This is a genomic window from Planktothrix pseudagardhii (genome assembly GCF_904830925.1).
Lineage (GTDB): Bacteria > Cyanobacteriota > Cyanobacteriia > Cyanobacteriales > Microcoleaceae > Planktothrix > Planktothrix tepida.
Genome location: NZ_LR882967.1, coordinates 1,571,108 through 1,591,377 on the forward strand (window position 1 = coordinate 1,571,108; position 20,270 = coordinate 1,591,377).

Here is a 20,270-nt window from a genome sequence, read left to right on the forward strand (position 1 = left end):
AAAGAGAAGTTCTTAAACTATTCCCTTGGTGGAAAATTTAAAGATAAGATAATTTAAGGAGAATCACTAATTAATTCAACATTGACACAAAAGCGAATTCCTAATATTTCTTCAAAAGCAGATTCCAGATGAGGGATTTTATCTTGAATCATTTTGAGTAAGGTTCGACTGGTAACACCTACACGGGTACTTTCTGGGCTTAATTCAATTAAACTTCCCTGCTGACGCAATAAAGTTTGGGTTCCTAATGGTCTAATTTGAGTTAAAACTTGATGCCAAATTTCATCTAAACTATCACAAGGAATAAACCCTAATTCTCCTGTATCTCCGTCTTCTTCAATATGAACTAAGCGACAATAACGGGCTTCAAACCCAAATTCTTTTAATTCTTTAAACAGTTCAGGAACCATCCCCGGTAAAGCCCAATATCGTCGAGGTATTTCAATTTCTAAACGAGCATAGGGTTTATCCGTTGTAAAATAAATTCCCAGGGGAACTCCTGCTTCTAATAAGGAGGTATCTACCGTATTTTCTTCCTCGGCGGTAATAGAATATTTGTCTAAACAGCTTTTGAATTGCTCAAATTTAGTTTCATATTCAAACAAGGAAAACCCCACCATAATCACAGTATCACCTAACTGTAAGCAACGTTTTTGTTGGGCAACTCCTAAGCGATAACGAATTAGACTCATGGCGCTATGTCTTAAGGATTGTTCAGTATAAATACTATTTCCATTTAATCCATGAGATTCTAAACGAGATAAAATGCGGGTCATATCTCTTTGAATTGCAACTTTAAATTGAAACAGGTGATCTCGTTCCTGTTGCAATTTTTGATAGTCTTGTTCTAGGTGATTTAATTTTTCTTCTGTATTTTTTAATTTTTGAGTTGCCGATTTTAATTGTTGGGAAAGGGTACTAATTTGGTGATGAGTTTCTTGACGTAGACGAAAATAATCGTGAATTAACCGGGCTGCATATTCAGGAGAATCAAATTCAAACCAATCACTTTGTAAGCGACGATAGGCAAACATTTCATGCAATTTTGTTTCATCTTTTTGAGGATCAGGAGTGCTAAAAACTTCAATGACTTTTAACGCATAGGGAATTTGATCATTAAGAATTTGATTCCGGGTTAATACCTGCAAAGATCTTTCAATTTTAAATCGTTTTGTTCCTTCTGCTTGTAATAGATAGATATTGCTCTCTAACTCTGTCATCTTAATTTAAACCTCATTTATGATCTGAATAGATGGCTTTTATTGTCAAAGGTTAGATTTAATTTTATCTCATTTCTAGGGTATTCAAAATTAGAATAAGTGTTGACAAAAGTTGAGTCTGGTTATCTGATGATCTGTCTTGTTAACGAGATCATCAAACTCGATCAAGTCATCTAGCTACTAGGGCTAGGTCATGTTAAACTGCGGAACCAGAACGGGTAAACCAACAGTCATTGCGCTTATCAGCCGAAAATAGCTGTTCATGACTTCATTATAATAGATAAATTGCAGATCAAAACTTTTGTTCAATATAAACCATGATTAAAACCCACTCTATTCATGTTACTTTTAATCAAAAGACGGCTTTAGAAAAACCAGCACTCAGGGATATTAATTTAACAATTCCTGAAGGTCAGTTTATTACTGTTATTGGGAGCAATGGGGCTGGTAAATCAACCTTATTGAATGTTTTAACGGGGGATATTCTTCCGAATGCGGGTAAAGTTTGGATTAATGATCAAGAAGTAACCACTTGGTCAACATCAAAACGAGCGAAATTTGTAGCAAGAGTTTTTCAAAATCCCTTAGCGGGTTCCTGTGCCAATTTAACTGTTGAAGAAAATTTAGCGTTAGCCTATCGTCGAGGATGCTTTAGGGGGTTTCGTTCTGCTTTAAATCATCGCTTACGAGAGGAATTTCGCTGCCGTTTAGCACGGTTAAATTTAGGGTTAGAAAATCGTTTAGGCGATCGCATGGGATTATTATCTGGCGGTCAACGTCAAGCGGTAAGTTTATTAATGTCAACTTTAGCTTCCCATCAAGTTTTACTCCTCGATGAACATACAGCCGCCCTTGATCCTAAAACGGCGAATTATATTCTACAATTAACCCGTGAAATTGTGGCTGAAAACCGATTAACAACCTTAATGGTAACTCATAGTATGCGCCAAGCTTTAGATTTAGGCGATCGCACATTAATGTTACATGAAGGTCAAATTATTTTTGATATTTCTGGTTCAGAACGTCAGGGTTTAACCGTTACCGATTTACTGCATTTATTTGAAGAACAGCAACAGGAGTCTTTAACAGATGATGCCCTTTTATTGGGATAAATTCATCTTTGTGATTAAAAATATGGTAAAATCCCAGAAGATATTTTTAAGGGGAACGATAGTTTTTAACCGCCACAGGGTTAAAGTTGCGATTCATCGGAAATTAAAATAGGATTCAATCATTATTAAGGATGAATTTATGAATTTAGGATTACAACTTCGCTTAATTACTTTCCTATTAACGAGCAGTTTTCTTGTTTTGATAGGGGGGTGCGATCGCAATACAACTCAAACAAAACAATCGGAAGCCGTCGCTGAAGTCACAGCTACTCAACCTCCAAAACCCTATACAAAAGAAGCAGAATTAGTGGCTGTGGGTGATATTATGATGCACGGTGCTCAAATTAAATCCGGTTATAACCCAACTACAAAAACCTATAATTATGATAACTTTTTTACCGAAGTTAAAGGAATTTTATCCTCTGGAGATTGGATTATTGGTAACTTAGAAACAACTTTATCAGGCCCAGAAACGGGGTATACGGGATATCCGTTATTTAACGCTCCAGATCCCTTAGCTGATGCGATTAAAAAAGCCGGGTTTAATATTATTTCTACCACCAATAATCATTCTTTAGATCGAGGCGAAAAAGGGGTTTTAAAAACCTTAGAAAATGTGAAAAAACGGGGTTTAATTCCCATCGGTACAGCGACCTCAGCGAAAGAAGCAGCCAAAATCACTATCGTTGAAAAAAATAATATTTCTATGGCAATTTTAGGCTATAGCTATGGAACAAATGGTATTCCCATTCCCAAAGGTAAAAATTATTTAGTTTCTTTAATTAATCCTCAAAAAATCACCCAAGATATTACTAAAGCTCGTCAAGCTGGGGTTGATCTTGTTACCGTTATTTTACATTTTGGCTTAGAATACCAACGTCAACCTAGTGCTGAACAAAAAGCCTTAGTTAAACAGTTAGTGAATGCAGGTGCTGATATTATTTTAGGGAGTCATCCTCATGTTGTTCAACCCTATCAAATTATTGAAAAAACAGGGAAATCAGAAAAACCGAAAAAAGCAGTTGTAATTTATTCTATGGGGAATTTTATCTCCAATCAACGGGAAAAATATCGAGATTTGGGGGTAATTTTTAAAGTCAAGGTTTTGAAAAAATTTCCTGATGAAACTACTGAAATTAAAGAGATTAAAGCCATACCCACTTGGGTACATCGCTATAGCCAAGGAGGAAAATATCAGTTTCGTGTCCTTCCGATTGAACAGGTGTTAAAAACTCGTAAACACCCCTTATTATCACCATCGGATTATCAACAGTTAGAAACCGACCTAAAAAATATGAATCGTCATCTCCATTCTTTTCAATAGAAATCCGGTTCCTTCAAGACACTTTCTTCTCCGCATCCGGAATCAGAATCAAACCATAGAAGAAAGAACTCAGATAGGTGGTACTGAGGCGGAGTAGAAAGTATGGAACTAAATCCGGTAACAGGTTTTGGTGTGACAGCACCGACAACAACAGAGGTGTCTCCTGACAGTTTACGCTCTCTGGTGCGTCAAATTGAAGCAGAACTATATTGTAGTGAAGTTTATAATATTGCTTTAAAAAGCTTACAAAAAATGTTAGGACAAGCGGCTAGTAAAGCCGAAATTGTCATTAAAGCGGTGGGACGAGAAGCTATTCAACTCGCTTTAAAACAAATTGCGAAACAAGAAACAGCAATTATCTGTACAACAGAATCTCCTTCGGTGAATGAGTCTATTTCTGTTACCGCCATTTCCTCAGATTATTCCTCCCCATCATCGGTAAAACAAAGTCCAAAAAAAACAAAATCTACTCCTCCCGAAGTTCAGATTTCGGTTGTTTCTCCCCTCGGTTTTATTGCTGGATATCAACCCCCAAATACAACCTCTGAATCCTCAGAAGAAACCTCGACTTCATCTGATATTTATTCCGGGGATAATACCTCGCAAGTCCAATCTAAACGTCAACCCCTGACTCAAGCTGAAATTAATCAGAAAATTCATCAAAAGCAAAAAATTTATTTACAAGAAATTGGGGAAGAATTGCGAAAAGCGAGAGAATCCTATCACCTGAGTTTACAACAAATGCACTATTTTACTTTAGTTCCCCTGCATCATTTAGAAGCTTTGGAACAGGGAGAACTTGAGCGTTTACCAGAAGATATTTATATTCGAGGGTTTATTTGTCGGGTAGCGAATGCTTTAGGATTAGAAGGTGGGAAAATAGCAGCGTCTTTTCCCTGTTTAGAATTTAGCGGACAGGTTGGACAATATGGGTCTAAAGTCGATGTTGATTCAGAATTTTATCTCAATTCAGTGCATTTATATTTAGGTTATGCCGCTATTTTAGCAGGTTCTATGGGGGGTTTTGCTTGGTTATCTCAACAAAGTGTTCCTGATGTAACCCTTCCCCCTGATATTCAGAATTTATTAGAACAAAAATCGCCCCAATCTCATCGACAAGAATCATCAACTCCTATACCAGGAAGGCAATCAGACCCGAATCAGATTCAAATTGGGTTAGATTTTTCTCCTCCTGAAATGATGGATGGTGTGAGCGCTTAGTTCTTCTAAATTTTACCCTAAATTTTCTCAAAAATCACCGATAAATTATTAGCGGGCATGGGGATAATTCCTACTAACCGTAAATTTTCTAAGGTTGCTATTTCAACAACTGCTTCTAAATCTCTCACTCCCCATTCTGGGTTAGATAATCGTAACGAGGTATCAAAGACTTCATTACTGGGTGCAGTGTGTTTTCCCTGTTGTTTATAAGCCCCATATAAATATAAAATTCCCCCGGATGGCAAAATTCGATTTGCACCTGCCATTAATCCCAAGCAAGCCGACCAAGGGGAAATATGAATCATATTAATATTAACAATAGCAGTAATGGGGAATTCTGCCAAAGAAAAGGGCAATTTTAAATCGGGATCTTCAACTAACCAAGTTGATTTCTGCACATCTAATTCTAAAGGGGGGAATAAATTATCCGAGGGACAATCAGTTTGCCAAGCTAAAATACTTTCTCGCAACATAGGGTTAACTTCTGAAGGTAGCCATTTGCGGGGTTGCAACTGAGGCGCAAAAAATACAGCGTGTTGTCCTGTTCCACTGGCAATTTCTAAAATTGTTCCTGTGGGAGGAAGTACCTGTTTTAAAACTTCTAAAATAGGGTGTTGATTCCGTTCTGTTGCTGGAGCATACTGGCGAGAGTTGTTGGAAATATTCATGAGGGTAATTAGGATTAGAATAGTGAAAGTTGACAATTAAGAGGTTTAGGAGTTGAGTTTACCATTCTGGATAACATTCAACGTCAGTATTTAAGATTTAGTCATTAGACAGAACCCCTAACGAATTTAAAACTGGGTCAAGTGCTCCTTTAATCTTCATAAATTAATCGGGTTTCAATCCAAATATCAATAAATGTAAAGTAGATTTTACAAAACTTCATTAAGAAAAGCAAATTCTTTCTCATCCCTGATTCAAAAATAGGTACATCTTCCGATATAATTCCCCTCATGTTCAGGGACATAAAAATGGACGATAGAGACAAAATATTAACTCAACTCGCTGAAGAACGATGGCGAGTATCTTTGGCTTTAACATTAGCCATGATGTTTATTTACTTCGGATTTATCTTATTAGTGGCCTTCAATAAGTCCTTAATGGGGTCTTTAATTATGCCCGGTTTAAGTTGGGGCATTTTGTTAGGAGCCTTAGTGATTATTTCAGCTTGGGTATTAATTTACTTCTACGTTAGCTGGACTAATAACTATTACGATCGCAAAATTGAAGACCTCATTAAGGATTAAGTCATGTCAACGACTCTCGGACAATTTAACCCCGTCGCTATTACATTTTTCCTGCTGTTTGTTGTTGCTTCTTTAGGGATTACTTATTGGGCTTCTACTCATACGAAAAGTGCAGCACAGTTTTACACCGCCGGCGGACAAATTAGTGGATTTCAAAACGGTTTAGCCCTCGCTGGCGATTTTATGAGTGCGGCGAGTTTTTTAGGCATCGCTGGTTTAGTCGCCCTGAATGGTTTTGATGGATTAATTTACTCCATTGGCTTTTTAGTCGGGTGGCCAATTGTGATGTTTTTAATTGCTGAACCCCTGCGAAATTTAGGCACCTATACCTTTTCCGATGTAGTTGCCTATCGGATGCGTCAAACCCCGGTGAGAATTGCCTCAGCTATTGGCACTTTATCAGTAGTTAGTTTCTACTTAATTGCCCAAATGGTGGGGGCTGGTAATTTAATTAAATTACTGTTTGGGATGGAATATGAATTAGCCGTGATGATTGTCGGCGGTGTCATGTTAGCCTACGTCATTTTTGGCGGCATGATGGCAACCACCTGGGTACAAATTATCAAAGCTTTTTTGTTATTGGGGGGTGCGATATTATTAACCGTTTTGGTCTTATCAAAATTTGGTTTTAATCCCTTCAATTTATTTGCCGCCGCTGCCCAAAAATATGGGCCGGAAGTGTTAGCTCCAGGGAAACAAGTTGCTAATCCTTTAGATGCCATTTCTTTAGGGATGTCTTTAATGTTTGGGACGGCCGGACTCCCGCATATTTTAATGCGTTTCTATACCGTACCCGATGCCAGAGCCGCGCGTAAATCCGTGATGTATGCCAGTTGGTTTATTGGCTTCTTTTATCTGCTAACATTTATCCTCGGTTTTGGAGCGATGACCTTATTAGGTCGAGAACAAATTCAAGCCATTGATAAAGGGGGAAATATGGCAGCCCCAATGTTAGCAGAAGTCTTGGGAGGAAACGTTTTATTAGGGTTTATTGCGGCGGTTTCTTTTGCCACCATTTTAGCAGTTGTGGCGGGATTAACCCTTTCCGGTGCGGCAGCTTTATCCCATGATTTATGGGTGAATGTGGTGCGCGGAGGTTCTGCGGATGAAACCGAACAATTGAAAGTTGCTAGGGGCGCCACGATGTTTTTAGGGGCTTTAGCAATTATTTTGGGAATCGTTTTTAAAGGACAAAATGTTGCCTATATGGTGGGTTTAGCCTTTGCGATCGCAGCGAGTGGTAATTTCCCCGCTTTATTGATGTCAATTTTATGGCGACGATTTACCACAAATGGTGCTGTTGCGAGTATGATTACCGGAACACTGACTTCTTTGTTTTTGATTTATTTGTCTCCCACCATTCAAATCGATTTACTCAAACATACAGAAGCCATTTTTCCGCTTAAAAACCCCGGTTTAATCACCATTCCGTTATCATTTGCCGTAGGAATTATTGTTTCTTTGCTAAAAAGCGATCGCCAAGCTTTTACCAAATTTACAGAAGTTGAGCAATTGATTCATATTAGCGATTTACAATTTCCCTCTACCTTACCCGCCCAGGATATCGATGTAGAATTGTAAAAAACAACGATTGAGAAAAAGTTAGTAATTGCCTTTTTATAGAGATTGATAAAAAGGCAATTACTTTTTGATAATTCGTATAAATATAGCAAGCTTACCCTTTGACATCCAAAAAGGGAATCCGATGTGGCGAGATGAGAGTGCTCAGATAACGATTTGGGAAAGATGAGAAATGGGGAATAATATATAATAGATCACTATCAGTCAAGTTACTTGTAAAATATAATTATAATTATGCAAATTACCAGTATCAGAATCAAAAACTATCGAGTTTTTCAAGATTTGAGAGTCGAGAATATCCCCCCTTTTTGTGTATTAATCGGTGCTAATGGTACCGGGAAATCAACTTTGTTTGATATTTTTGGTTTTTTGCAAGATGCTTTAAAAAATAACATTCGTCAAGCTCTGCAAATTCGAGGTGGTTACAGAGAAGTTGTTACTAGAGGCAAAGAAAAAGAAGATATAAAAATAGAGCTACAATTTCAGATGGATCTTTTAGGTAAAAAACGACTTTTTACTTATATATTGATTATTGGACAAGAAAATCGAAAACCCGTGATCCAAAGAGAAATATTGCTTTATGAACGCGGTGAATATGGCTCTCCCTATAAGTTCCTTAATTTTAGTAAAGGTAAAGGTTATGCGATCACCAATGAAGAAAATTTTAGTCAACCCGATGAAGAATTACAAAGAGAAGAACAACAACTACAATCCAATGATATTTTAGCTATTAAAGGATTAGGACAATTTCAACGTTTTCAAGCCGCTAGTGCTTTTCGTTCCCTGATCGAAAATTGGCACGTTTGCGACTTTCATATTAGCAGATCATGGGGCAGTAAAGATTCACTTTATGCTGAACATCTTTCTCCCACTGGGGATAATCTAGCGATAGTTGCACAATATCTCTATCAAGAATATCCTAAAATTTTCCAAACCATTTTAACCAAAATGAAAGAAAGAGTCCCCGGCATTTCTACAGTAGAAGCAAAAAATACAGAAGACGGTAGATTAATTTTAAAATTTCAAGATGAAGCATTTAAAGATCCATTTATTGATCGTTATGTATCTGATGGCACAATGAAAATGTTTGCCTATTTAATTTTACTTTTTGATCCTAAACCTCATCCTTTACTTTGTGTTGAAGAACCAGAAAACCATTTATATCCCACTCTTTTAACCGAACTTGCTGAAGAATTTGCGAGTTATGCGAATAGAGGAGGACAAGTTTTTGTTTCTACCCATTCCCCTGACTTTTTAAATGCGGTTCCTTTAGACAGCATATTTTGGCTAATCAAAGAAAAAGGGATCACTAAAATGTTTAAAGCCTCAGACGACGAAATCCTCAGAAAATTAGTGGCAGAAGGAGATTTACCTGGCTATTTATGGAATCAAGGTTGGTTTAAAGGAGTTGCACCTTCATGAGTTATGACTTAATTTTTTTATTAGAAGAACCTTCGATGAAAAATGTTTTAGAAGAAATCTTACCAAAAATCATTCCTGAGCAAATTTCATTTATTTGTATTGCTCATCAAGGTAAACAAGACTTAGCTAAATCTATTCCTATTAAAATTAGAGCTTTCAAAACCAGCCCCCATACTCAATTTATCATAGTTCATGATCAAGATTCTCATAATTGCCAAAAACTTAAGGATGAATTATTACAAATTTGTCAAACGGCTGGACAAAATACCCCTATGATTAGGATTATTTGTCATGAACTAGAATCATGGTTTTTAGGCGATTTAGTGGCGGTAGAAAAAGCCTATAATCTTAAACCTAATAGTTTGAGTCAACAACAAAATAAGAGAAAATACCGTAATCCTGATCAACTTAACTGTGCTAAACAGGAACTCAAAAATTTAGTCCCAGAATATTACTCAGCTACTCACTCAAAACAAATCGCTCCTTATCTATCTCTAACCGATAATAAATCTAAAAGTTTTCAGGTTTTTATGCAAGGCATCAAAATGTTATTAGAAACCCAAATTATCAGAACACAAAAAAGTATGTGATCATGTTTTGGTAACTGCTATAGAGCGATCGCATCTAGCGTCCTAACTGTCTTGATGGTTGCTATCCCATTGAGGATGAGACTCTACAAAAGCGGTCACAATATCGGCAGGAACAGGTTTAAGAAAGAAATACCCTTGAGCATATTCACAACCGAGGGAACGTAATTGTGCCAGTTGATAAGCGGTTTCTACTCCTTCAGCCACAACATCTTTATTTAACGCATGAGCTAACCGAATAATCGTGCGAACAATAGCTAAATTTTCTCCGCCTTCATCCACTTCCATTTGTCCAACAAAAGAGCGATCAATTTTAATTGTATCAATGGGAAATCGAGGTAAATAACTTAAGGAAGAAAACCCGGTTCCAAAATCATCAATGCCATGAAGTCAAAAAACTCTGGCCAAAATGGGAAAGTATGGGTTTGTATATTTTCTATTTGCCTAAATATTGTTCGGAAATGAATCCGATTGAATTAGAGTGGCAACATCTCAAAAAAGATGAACTATCAGGACAAACATTTGAGGATGAATTAGACCTGGCCTATGCGGTAATGAATGGTATTCAAGCTAGGGGAGAAAGAGGAAACTACAGCACACAACGGATGAAATTTCACTCGCAGCAACAACCCAGTTAACTTTTCGTTACATACTTGTCGATTTTCTCGCCTACCTACTTAATCACAATTACATTATCTGCTTTTAACTGCTTTAATAACTCTTTACCCCCCGGTTCTTGCGGTAAATCTCGATATAAATCTAACCCAATAACATCAGGTTGATGTTGCTGAAGTTTGGCAAAAACCTGTGCTAAAACTTGATCTGTAAGAGGCCATTTTTTTTGAGATTGAATATCCTCTTCAGTAATCGCAACAATTAATAAATTAGGGTCAGGGTCGGGAATGGGTCGCAAACAAACGAAGGCATCAAACATCCTTAATTCAAAGGATTCTAACCCTCCTAATTTTTGACATCCCACCACAAACAAGGTGACAATTAAACTGGTTAATAAAGCTGGGGATAACCGCACTGAGGTTGGTAAGATATTGCCTTTGTCCCTAAGCATCCCAGACACCTGATGGCGCATCTTAACCCAAGATTCGAGAAAACTGAGCTTTCGAGAAAACATGAATTCAAGGTAAAATACAATAAGAAACCATTTTAAGTAAATTCCCCTTTTGGGTATAATTTACAGGAAATCTTTTCTATCACTGGAAATTCTGGGTTCGGTGTATTCTAAACAAAGCTCATCTTTTATAGTTCACACCCTTATTCCCTTCTATTCTAATTTCCTTTGGAACAACTTCTCAATTTTGTCGTTGTATTTAAGGCTAATCCGTGCTGGTATGACTAATTCACTTCCGATTCCTGTGATTGTTAATGGTGCTGGGGGAAAAATGGGCCGCGAGGTGATTAAAGCGGTGGCGGCTTCCCCTGATATGACCTTGTTGGGCGCGATTGATCATAACCCTGCTTATCTCGAACAAGATGCTGGAACTTTAGCGGGGATTGATCCCTTGGAAGTTCCGATTATGAATGATCGCGAAGGACTTTTAGCCATGGCCGCCCAGGAAAAACAACTGGGGGTCATGGTGGATTTTACCCATCCTGATTCAGTGTATGACAATATTCGCGCTGCGATCGCCTATGGAGTGCGTCCGGTTGTGGGAACAACGGGGTTAAGTCCGACCCAAATTCAGGAATTAGCGGAATTTGCCGATAAAGCCAGTACCGGCTGTTTGCTCATTCCCAATTTCTCTATTGGAATGGTATTGTTACAACAGGCAGCAATCTCAGCATCTCGCTATTTTGATCACGTTGAAATTATTGAATTACATCATAATCAAAAAGCCGATGCGCCCAGTGGAACAGCAGTACAAACAGCGCAATTATTAGCAGAATTAGGGAAAACTTATAATGTTCCTTTAGTTAAAGAAACGGAAAAATTAACCGGAGCCAGAGGAGCCGAAGCTGGAGAAGGAATTCGGATTCATAGTGTGCGTTTACCGGGGTTAATTGCTCATCAAGAAGTGATTTTTGGGGCGGCGGGTCAAATTTATACCTTGCGTCATGATACCAGCGATCGCTCTTGTTATATGCCCGGAGTTCTCTTAGCCATTCGCAAAGTTGTAGAACTCAAAACCTTTGTTTATGGGCTAGAAAAAATTTTATAGTAGGGAACAGGGAACAGGGAACAGGGAATAGGGAATAGGGAATAGGGAATAGGGAATAGGGAATAGAAAGAATTTGAGCATCCCTAGGAGTCAATTCCTGTTCTGAGGCTGCTCTATAATATTTAATTAATGGGTAGGGGTGTATTGAATACCCCAATAATTAACCACCAATTACTCATCACTGAAAAATGCTTGTTCCCATAACTCGTCAAACTTTTGAAGACTTAATTCCAGCCGCTGCGACGGGTGAACAGTATAAATATTGTTGGGGAAAACCCAGAGATTTTCTGAAACGATTATTAGTTTCTGCGGTTTGTTTAGCCGTTTGGATTTTTCTGGAATATACCGTCGAAGGTGATGCGCTTAAAATCTTAGTGTTCATTGCGGGAATTATCTCCTGTTTATTTTGGTTATGGATGCCTGTTTGGGAAGCGAGTTGGCGGAATGCTAAATATCGAAAATATCCCTATGCTGGATTTTTACAGGGAGAAATTCTCGATTTTTATATTAGTGAAGCCGTGACGGAACAACAGGAATCGGTCAATAAACGGGGAGAATTGATTATTATTGAAAACTTAGAACGCCGAATTAATGTTGAAGTCGGGGATGAATCCGGGTTTACAACCTTAATTCAAGCGCCTTTAAATCGCAATCACAAACGGTTGCGTCGGGGTCAAGTTGCCCAAATGGTTGTCATGTCTTATTTAGATGATTTAAGCGAAATTAATGAAGTTTCTGATATCTATATTCCCAGCCAAAATCTTTGGGTGAGTGACTATCCTTATGTCCGTCGAGATATTTTTCAAGAAATTAGTCGCCGTTTCCAGTCCCGTCGTTCCCCGAAAAAAGCACCTCCTTCCTCCAAAACTTCCGCTATTGAACGCTATGATCCGATGAACCGTTATCAGCAAAGGTATGATGATCCAGAACCTTAAACTTAAATTTTAAGGGTTGTAGAACTCCCCACTAAAGGTTGAGTTTTACCTTGAACTAATTCAACAAAATTATCTAAAATTTTAAGTCCCGCAGTCGAGGATTTTTCCGGGTGAAATTGTACCGCCATCACGTTATTTTGACCAATAGCCGCCGTAACGATTTGACTCCCATGTTGAATGGTGGCGGCGGTTAAATTTTGATTTGCGGGATCAACATAATAAGAATGTACAAAATAAACCCAAGGTTCAGAACCAATGGTTTTCCACAACGGTAAATTCGGTTGAGTTAAACACAGTTGATTCCAACCCATGTGGGGAATGGTTAATCCCGGTTCTGACTGGAAGCGTCGCACTGTTCCAGAAAATATTCCCAAGCCTGGTTCTTGACCTTCTTCTGAAGATTCAAATAGAATTTGTAAGCCTAAACAAATCCCTAAAAACGGAATACCCGAATCAATCACATCTTGAATCGGTTCTACTAACTGACGCGATCGCAAATGTTGCATGGCGGGGTCAAAGGAACCCACTCCGGGTAAGACAACTGCATCTGCGTTTTTAATTTCTGTTGCTGAGTCAGTGACGTGGGGGTTTGCACCCGCTTTTTCCAAGCCTTTGCAAACGGAGTGCAAATTCCCCATATCGTAGTCAATAACGGCGATCACAGACATTGATTGCTGTCCTTATCCTGTGGGTTAAAATAATTCTAATTTTACCATACCCACTGATAACTGATGATGCGGATACTTGATAACTGATTAACTACCATTTCGGGGAAGATTGCAGTAAATTAACCGCTTGTTCAGGTGTTAACGCTTCTGAGAAAAAATACCCTTGACCAAAATCACAATTTAACTGCCTTAATTGTGCTAATTGCTCGGCTGTTTCGATACCTTCCGCAATCACATTCATTCCCATCTTTTGAGCAATATTAATAATCACCGGAACTAAGCCTAATTTTTGCGGGATTTCATCTAATCCTTGAATAAAGGATCGATCAATTTTTAAGGTATCTACAGGAAAAGAATGGAGGTAACTCAAGGAAGAATATCCGGTTCCAAAATCATCTAAACTTAGTTGAATTTCTCGTTGTCGTAACTGATTTAAAATAATCTGTGCTGTTTTCAAATTATCCATAATGGCACTTTCTTTAATTTCTAATTTTAAAGATCGAGAATTCAGGCGAGTTTCTTGAAGAATTTCATCCAGTTGACTAATTAAATTACTTTGGGTAAATTGTCGCGGGGTGAGATTAATACTAATGGTTAACGGAATTTCCTGAAATTGTTGTTGCAAATCATGGATTTGTTCTGTCGCTTGTCGTAAAATCCAATTGCCAATTTCTATAATTAAACCAGTTTCTTCAGCCACCGGAAGAAACTTAGCCGGAGGAATTAAACCCTGTTGAGGATGATGCCAACAGACTAAGGCTTCAAATCCGACAATTTCACCTGTTTTTAAAGCAATAATCGGTTGATACTTAACGGCTAATTGTTGTTCTTTAATCGCTGTGCGTAAATCGGTATCAAGCTGTAAAAAAGATAAGGCATTTTGGTACATAGAAGGATCAAATACTTGATAACACGAAGTTCCCCGGTATTTTGCACGATACATGGCCGTATCCACATCGCGTAAAATTTGTTCTGGTCGGGTATAGTCCGGTTGACTATAGGCAACTCCAATACTGGCATTAATATAAATAGGATAAGATAAAATAGAAAACGGTTGAGCTAAAATATCAATAATGGTTTCTGCCATTTTAATCGCGGTTTCAGGGTCAGTTAAATTAGTTAATAAAATGGCAAATTCATCTCCCCCAAATCGAGCCAAAATATCCACATCGGGAAACGCTGATTCTAATCGTTGAGCAATGGCAATTAATAATTGATCCCCAACGGAATGACCCAAAGAATCATTAATAACTTTAAAGCGATCGCAATCTAAAAATAAAACGGCAAATTGACAATTCGGATCAGCTTGTAACTGATTCAGAGCGACTTCTAAACGTTGAATAAATAAAACTCGATTGGGTAAGGTCGTCAACTCATCATACAAGGCTTTTTTGAGCAGTTGAGCATGAACCGCTTCCAGTTGTTGGGTGCGTTCCTTAACCCGGTTTTCTAATTCTGTATTTAATTCTACAATTTTTTTTCGAGCAAATTGTAACGACAGTTGATTTTGGACTCGCACTAAAACTTCATCAAATTGAAAGGGTTTGGTAATATAATCTGCCGCCCCAACAGCAAACCCTTTGAGTTTATTTTGAACTTCATCTAAAGCACTTAAAAAGATCACCGGAATTTCAGTAGTTTTAGGATTCGCTTTAATCGACTTACAAACCTCATACCCATCCATTTGAGGCATCATAATATCTAATAAAACTAAATCAGGCACTTGAATTTCAATCGCTCTTAATGCGATGATGCCATTCAAAGCTTGGCGCACGTCATACCCACGCCGAATCAGCATCTTTGATAATAATCGTAAGTTTTCAGGATTATCATCAATGATAAGAATATTGCCGCTATAAATATCAGGTTGTTTCTGAATCATTGTTTTTTCCGCACTGAATCTTCAGGCTGTTTCGCCCATTCCATGACTTGATCAAAGTGAAAGTTATCCACTAAATCACTCAAATGTTGAGCCATTGCTTCATGTTCAGGTGGAATTTGACCAATTAGCTGAAGTAACAAACGATCACTACATTGAGCCGCCGCATAATAGAGTTGTTCGACCCATTCTGGCGGCATAATCTCTAATGCAGGGGAAATAACCAAAGGTGAAGAAAGAGTAGGGGGGGATAGGGAAAGTGATCCTAGCCGTTGAGACAAAAATTCGGGCGCATATTGATATTCCACCTTTAAATATTCACTTATTTTGTCCAAAAGTTCATCCTCTTGAAACGGAATACACAAAAAATCATCAAAACCCACCGATAAAGCCAACTGTTTATCCTCCTCCGATCCTGATGGGATCATGGCTAGAATAATCGTTTGATGGGGAAGTCCTTCCTCAAATTCGGTTTCAGAGTTTCTGAACTCAGGTGAATCGTCAAGGGGACATTCTTCCGGGCGAATTCTTTGAATGGCTTCATAACCACTCATAATCGGCATCCACATCTTCATCACAATTAAGTGGGGTTTCCAAACACGCTGAAGGATTAAACCTTCCTGACCATTTTCTGCTTCGCGGACTTGAAACCCCATTTGTTCAAGAAACTGAGTTAGATGACAACGCCAAGCAATTTGATCTTCCACGACCAACAAACGATAGTTGGGTTGATTGGGGGATAAACCGATAATTTTCCCCGAAGCAGAAACCGGATCTTGAGATTGAACTTCTCCAAGTTGCACAGGAATCACTAAAGTTAATTTTACGCCTTGATTGGAGGAACGTTCCATCACCATTGTTCCTTCCATCAGATGTAAAAATTGTTGACTCATGGGTAAGCTCAAATGTTCTGCTTCTGGAAAGGCTAGACTCCTTTGAACGGAGGTAAAAGGTTTAAATAAATCTTTAATTTCTAGGGAATTTTGATTCAACACGGTGGTTTCAATTTCAAATTCAAGTTTGATGGCTTCTGGCGGAGAATTCGATGGGGAAGGGGACATGAGAATCTCCGAATTGGGCAATAGGGGTTTAACGCGCAAGCATAACGTTCCCGCTTCTGTCCAAGTCATCAAATGTCCTAAACAATTTAAAAGAATTTGCCTCAATTTATTTTCATCGGCAATAATCCATTGGGGAAGATTTGGATCTCGTTGCACCTCAAATTTTAAGCCTTTCGCTTTAATTTTGGTACTCAGTAAATCTTGGACATAATCTAACCCCTGAAATAAATTAAACTGGGTGGCATTCAGACTAATTCGGTCAGCTTCTAACTTCGACATTTCCAGAATATCGTTAATTAAGGCTAATAAATGTTTTCCACTTCGATGAATAATCTTGATCTGTTCTTGTTGCTCATAACTCAGGCTAGAATCTCGGTTCATCAGTTGAGTAAAGCCTAAAATTGCATTCAGAGGCGTGCGTAATTCATGACTCATATTCGCTAAAAATTCACTTTTAGCTCGGTTGGCTGCATCCGCCGCCTCTTTGGCTTGACACAGTTCTTCCGACTGTTGTTGGGTATGAGTCAATAACGCCACTTGTTGTAACGCCACTCCTAATTGGGCACCAATTTGTACGACTAAATTAATTTCCGATTCTTGCCATTGACGGGAATTAAAATGTTGATACACCGCCAACAGTCCCCACAATTTTAGCCGAGAGGAAACCAAGGAGGAAGTCGCTGTTGATACAGTTTGGCAGAAAATCGGAACAATTAAATAGGATTTGACCTGCATTCGTTCTAACAATTGCAAATAACAATCGGGAAATCCAGCTTGATAAATATCATCAATACACAAATAGCTCAGACCATCCCGATGCACTCCCTCTTGAATATCTCGAAGATAAGTATCTTGAACCCGATCTTCTTGGTTTAAACTCAATAAAACGCAATTTTCAGTTTCCAAAATTGTTGGATCAAAATCGGGATCATGAATCGATTGATAAAGTAGAGATTGACAACCGGATGCAAAAGATTCTGCTACAAATTGACCCCGACCATCAGTATTAAATTGATAAATTCCGACTCGATCACTGTTTAATTCATACCGTAATTCTTGAGTGGTGGTGCTGAAAATCGTATCTGCATCCAACGTTTGGCGCATTCGACCAATCATTCGGGCTAGGGTCTGTTGACGTTGGGCTGTTTCTCGTAGTACGGTTTCGGCTTGTTTATTTTGAGTAATATCAATAATTAAACCATCCCATAAAATGCTACCATCGCCTTGAGGTTCAGGACGGGCATTTCCCTGTAACCATTTCATCTGACCGGGAGCCGGGATAATTCGCCAGGTATAAGTCCAAGGGCTTAAATATTCAGCAGAATCACAGATGGAATTAAGGACTCCTTGTAAATCTTCAGGATGAACTTTGGCAAATAATTGATGTACATCTATCATCGCTTGGGACGGAGATATCCCATATAAATCCCAACACCCAGAACTAATATAGGGTAAACTCATAGAACCATCGGGATGCAGCATAAATTGATAAATCGCCCCAGGTATATTGTCGGCTAAATTTTGATAGCGAGTTTTACTTTTTTCTAAGGCTTGTTGGGTTTCTTGAGTGGTTTGACGAATTGCAATTAATTCTCCAATCAGTTTCAGCCAATTTTGGGTTTCTATTGTCCACTTTTCTATGGAATGGAAATTAATAATTCCCATAAATCCTTTGGTTTTTCCCGATTTAATTAAGGGAATAAAAATCAGGGATTGACAACCGATGCAACGCAGGGTTTTGAGATCTTGAGGGGATAAATCAGGACATTCATCCAAATTGGCGATCGCTAAAATTTCGGTTCGTTTGGATTGTAATTGTTGATGAATCCAGGGTAACGTTTGCACCGATAAAACCCGATTAGAATAGGTTTTTTGGGGTTCATTCAGCCACCATTGAGCCGTAATATTCCAGGGAGCATGGGGAGAATTACAATTAAAAATAAATGTCCAATCACACTGGAGAAATTGAGCAACTTCTTGTAGGGTAGAACGAATTGTATTTTCTAGGGTTTCATTAATAAACAGCCGAGAAATATGGCTGAGGAGATGATCCATTCGGGATCGATATTCCAATAATTCTTCTGCTAATTGTCGTTCCAGTTCCGCCCCGGCTCGATCAGCAAAAATTTTCAGAATAGATTCTTGACTAACATTCAGTTGTTTATTTTGAATATCTATAACAATTAATATTCCAATAATATCATGATTAGAATCAAATAAAGGAATCCCCCAATAACTTTGGGCTTGTAATTCCGCCAATTCTCGATCATCAGGAAATAAAATCTGTACATTTTCGCTAAAATGACAGGACTGAGCCATTTTAATCACCTGCTCACAGGGGGTTCCTATTAAGTTATAAAGCAAGCGATCGCTCCATTTTTCCCCATCCCAAAAAGCTAAATTGACAAGTTGAGGGGGAGCAGTCTTTAAAAGTTTAAAAACCCCCACATAACGAACTTGTAAAACTTCTGCTAAATAGTAAACGCAGGAACGAAAAAACTCTTGACCTGTTTTGGAAGCAGTTCCTTCCACAATCATTTGTAAAGCGCGTTCCGTTGTTTTTTGTTCTGTAATATCCGATGCGGTTCCCGTTATCCCAATCACCTCTCCTTGAGCGTTATAAACCGGAAACGCATTCACTAACAAATGTACCCATTTTCCTGATTTAGAAACATTAATTAAGTGGTGTCGCATCAACGCTTGACCAGCTAAAACCGGTTGAAAGACTTTTTGAACATAAGAAACTTGAGCCAGAGGAACAAAATGGGAAAAAAGACGACCCATAACTTCTTCGGGTTCGTATTCCAGAATCGTTTTAACGGCTGGATTCACAAAGGTATAACAACCCTTTAAATTAGCTGACCAAATAATATCTTGAGAAGTTTCAACTAAATTGCGATATTTTTTTTCACTTTTTCTTAAAGCTTCTTCAGCTTCCTGCCGATCTTGTTGAGCTAATTCTTGCTCAGTAATATCATTAATAATTGATAAAATACAAGTTTTTTCTTCTAATTCAATTAATTCTGCTGATAATAACAACGTTTTGATTTGACCCGCTTTGGTTCGCTGTTGAATCATTTGGTTATGAATCGAATTTCCCTGTTGCAGATATTGTTTTAATTGAGATTCATCTTCAGGATTAACCCACAGGTTTAACGCAATCGCAGTTTGACCAATTACTTCAAATTCTTCATACCCAAAGGTTTTGAGGAAACTGGGATTAACATCTAAAAAATAGCCTTCATCATAGGTCATTAAACTTATAGGATTCGGACTATTAAAAAAGGCTTTCGTAAATTTTTCTTCGAGTTGTTGACGGGTTGTAATTTCAGCCCGGAGTTGCAGATTTTGGGCTTTTAATTGACGATGTAAACTTTGGATCGTTAGTTGATGGTGAATGCGAGCCAAAATTTCATCTTTTTGTAAAGGTTTAGTCAGATAGTCTGCCGCCCCAATTTGAAACGCTTTTACTTTTTCAGAAACCTCTTCAATCACGCTAACAAAGATAACCGGAATATGCTGCGTTTTCAAATCGCCTTTCAGGCGTTGACAGACTTCATACCCATCCAAACCGGGCATCATAATATCCAATAGGATGACATCTGGAAGGGTTCCCCAGGCAACCTTTAATCCCAATTCCCCAGAATTAGCCAGTTGCACTTGGTAGCCTTGCAAACTCAGGAGTTTTCCTAAATATTTAAGGTTGATCGGAGAATCATCAATGATTAAAATATTAACAGCTTGATATTCAGCTTTCATCCATCCAGTATCCTGATTGAGCCAGCCCTCTGTAATTCGTCATCACTCATCAGTCGTCTGTTATCCGTTCATGGTTA

At 38.2% G+C, this 20,270-nt stretch carries 16 protein-coding genes and 1 pseudogene; 10 read left to right on the forward strand and 7 right to left on the reverse strand.

All coding sequences use genetic code 11. The features are described from left to right. Positions 1 to 53: 53 nt before the first annotated feature. On the reverse strand, positions 54 to 1,220 hold the full coding sequence (locus tag NMK36_RS06655; protein WP_254173362.1) for a GIY-YIG nuclease family protein: 1,167 nt from the start codon (positions 1,218 to 1,220) through the stop codon (positions 54 to 56). A 317-nt stretch (positions 1,221 to 1,537) separates the two neighbouring features. Here NMK36_RS06655 and NMK36_RS06660 point away from each other — a divergent pair, with 317 nt between their 5' ends. From NMK36_RS06660 to NMK36_RS06670, 3 genes are all read left to right on the forward strand, one after another. Continuing rightward, positions 1,538 to 2,332: an ABC transporter ATP-binding protein gene (locus NMK36_RS06660; protein WP_254173363.1), complete on the forward strand. Its 795-nt coding sequence runs from the start codon at positions 1,538 to 1,540 to the stop codon at positions 2,330 to 2,332. Between the two features lie 139 nt (positions 2,333 to 2,471). Continuing rightward, on the forward strand, positions 2,472 to 3,656 hold the full coding sequence (locus NMK36_RS06665) for a CapA family protein (RefSeq protein WP_254173364.1): 1,185 nt from the start codon (positions 2,472 to 2,474) through the stop codon (positions 3,654 to 3,656). Positions 3,657 to 3,758: 102 nt separating this feature from the next. Further along, a complete protein-coding gene (locus tag NMK36_RS06670; RefSeq protein ID WP_254173365.1) occupies positions 3,759 to 4,877 on the forward strand; it encodes a helix-turn-helix domain-containing protein in 1,119 nt (372 codons plus the stop codon). Positions 4,878 to 4,894: 17 nt separating this feature from the next. Here the strand turns inward: NMK36_RS06670 and NMK36_RS06675 are convergent, their stop codons facing one another. Then, positions 4,895 to 5,545 carry a DUF938 domain-containing protein gene (locus tag NMK36_RS06675; protein ID WP_193868206.1) on the reverse strand — a complete coding sequence of 217 codons (651 nt, stop codon included), beginning with the start codon at positions 5,543 to 5,545 and terminating at the stop codon, positions 4,895 to 4,897. Between the two features lie 306 nt (positions 5,546 to 5,851). Here NMK36_RS06675 and NMK36_RS06680 point away from each other — a divergent pair, with 306 nt between their 5' ends. From NMK36_RS06680 to NMK36_RS06695, 4 genes are all read left to right on the forward strand, one after another. Then, a complete protein-coding gene (locus NMK36_RS06680) occupies positions 5,852 to 6,127 on the forward strand; it encodes a DUF485 domain-containing protein (protein WP_083626695.1) in 276 nt (91 codons plus the stop codon). A gap of 3 nt (positions 6,128 to 6,130) precedes the next feature. Beyond that, the gene (locus NMK36_RS06685; RefSeq protein ID WP_254173366.1) at positions 6,131 to 7,708 is read left to right on the forward strand and encodes a sodium:solute symporter family transporter; all 1,578 of its coding nucleotides are present in this window, start codon (positions 6,131 to 6,133) and stop codon (positions 7,706 to 7,708) included. A 234-nt stretch (positions 7,709 to 7,942) separates the two neighbouring features. Continuing rightward, a complete protein-coding gene (locus tag NMK36_RS06690; RefSeq protein ID WP_254173367.1) occupies positions 7,943 to 9,130 on the forward strand; it encodes an AAA family ATPase in 1,188 nt (395 codons plus the stop codon). Next, a complete protein-coding gene (locus NMK36_RS06695; RefSeq protein ID WP_254173368.1) occupies positions 9,127 to 9,720 on the forward strand; it encodes a DUF4276 family protein in 594 nt (197 codons plus the stop codon). Before NMK36_RS06690 ends, NMK36_RS06695 begins: the two co-directional genes overlap by 4 nt. A gap of 42 nt (positions 9,721 to 9,762) precedes the next feature. Here NMK36_RS06695 and NMK36_RS06700 read toward each other — a convergent pair. Beyond that, positions 9,763 to 10,098, reverse strand: a pseudogene (locus NMK36_RS06700) (EAL domain-containing protein); the annotation flags it as partial. Between the two features lie 38 nt (positions 10,099 to 10,136). Between NMK36_RS06700 and NMK36_RS06705 the strand changes: the two are divergent. Beyond that, on the forward strand, positions 10,137 to 10,355 hold the full coding sequence (locus NMK36_RS06705; protein WP_254175168.1) for a transposase: 219 nt from the start codon (positions 10,137 to 10,139) through the stop codon (positions 10,353 to 10,355). A 35-nt stretch (positions 10,356 to 10,390) separates the two neighbouring features. On the opposite strand, the gene NMK36_RS06710 is transcribed toward NMK36_RS06705, so the two are convergent. Further along, on the reverse strand, positions 10,391 to 10,846 hold the full coding sequence (locus tag NMK36_RS06710) for a CHASE2 domain-containing protein (RefSeq protein ID WP_254173369.1): 456 nt from the start codon (positions 10,844 to 10,846) through the stop codon (positions 10,391 to 10,393). A gap of 217 nt (positions 10,847 to 11,063) precedes the next feature. On the opposite strand from NMK36_RS06710, the gene dapB reads away from it, so the two are divergent. Both dapB and NMK36_RS06720 read left to right on the forward strand, forming a co-directional pair. Further along, positions 11,064 to 11,891, forward strand: coding sequence for a 4-hydroxy-tetrahydrodipicolinate reductase (gene dapB / locus NMK36_RS06715; protein ID WP_254173370.1), 828 nt, complete (start codon positions 11,064 to 11,066; stop codon positions 11,889 to 11,891). Positions 11,892 to 12,079: 188 nt separating this feature from the next. Further along, the gene (locus tag NMK36_RS06720) at positions 12,080 to 12,826 is read left to right on the forward strand and encodes a phosphate ABC transporter permease (protein ID WP_072717127.1); all 747 of its coding nucleotides are present in this window, start codon (positions 12,080 to 12,082) and stop codon (positions 12,824 to 12,826) included. 2 nt (positions 12,827 to 12,828) lie between these two features. Here the strand turns inward: NMK36_RS06720 and hisH are convergent, their stop codons facing one another. From hisH to NMK36_RS06735, 3 genes are all read right to left on the reverse strand, one after another. Further along, positions 12,829 to 13,494: an imidazole glycerol phosphate synthase subunit HisH gene (hisH, locus tag NMK36_RS06725; protein WP_254173371.1), complete on the reverse strand. Its 666-nt coding sequence runs from the start codon at positions 13,492 to 13,494 to the stop codon at positions 12,829 to 12,831. A gap of 91 nt (positions 13,495 to 13,585) precedes the next feature. After that, positions 13,586 to 15,376, reverse strand: a complete 1,791-nt coding sequence (locus NMK36_RS06730; protein WP_254173372.1) for a two-component system response regulator — start codon at positions 15,374 to 15,376, stop codon at positions 13,586 to 13,588. Beyond that, positions 15,373 to 20,193, reverse strand: coding sequence for a PAS domain S-box protein (locus NMK36_RS06735; RefSeq protein ID WP_254173373.1), 4,821 nt, complete (start codon positions 20,191 to 20,193; stop codon positions 15,373 to 15,375). Before NMK36_RS06735 ends, NMK36_RS06730 begins: the two co-directional genes overlap by 4 nt. Positions 20,194 to 20,270: the final 77 nt, after the last annotated feature.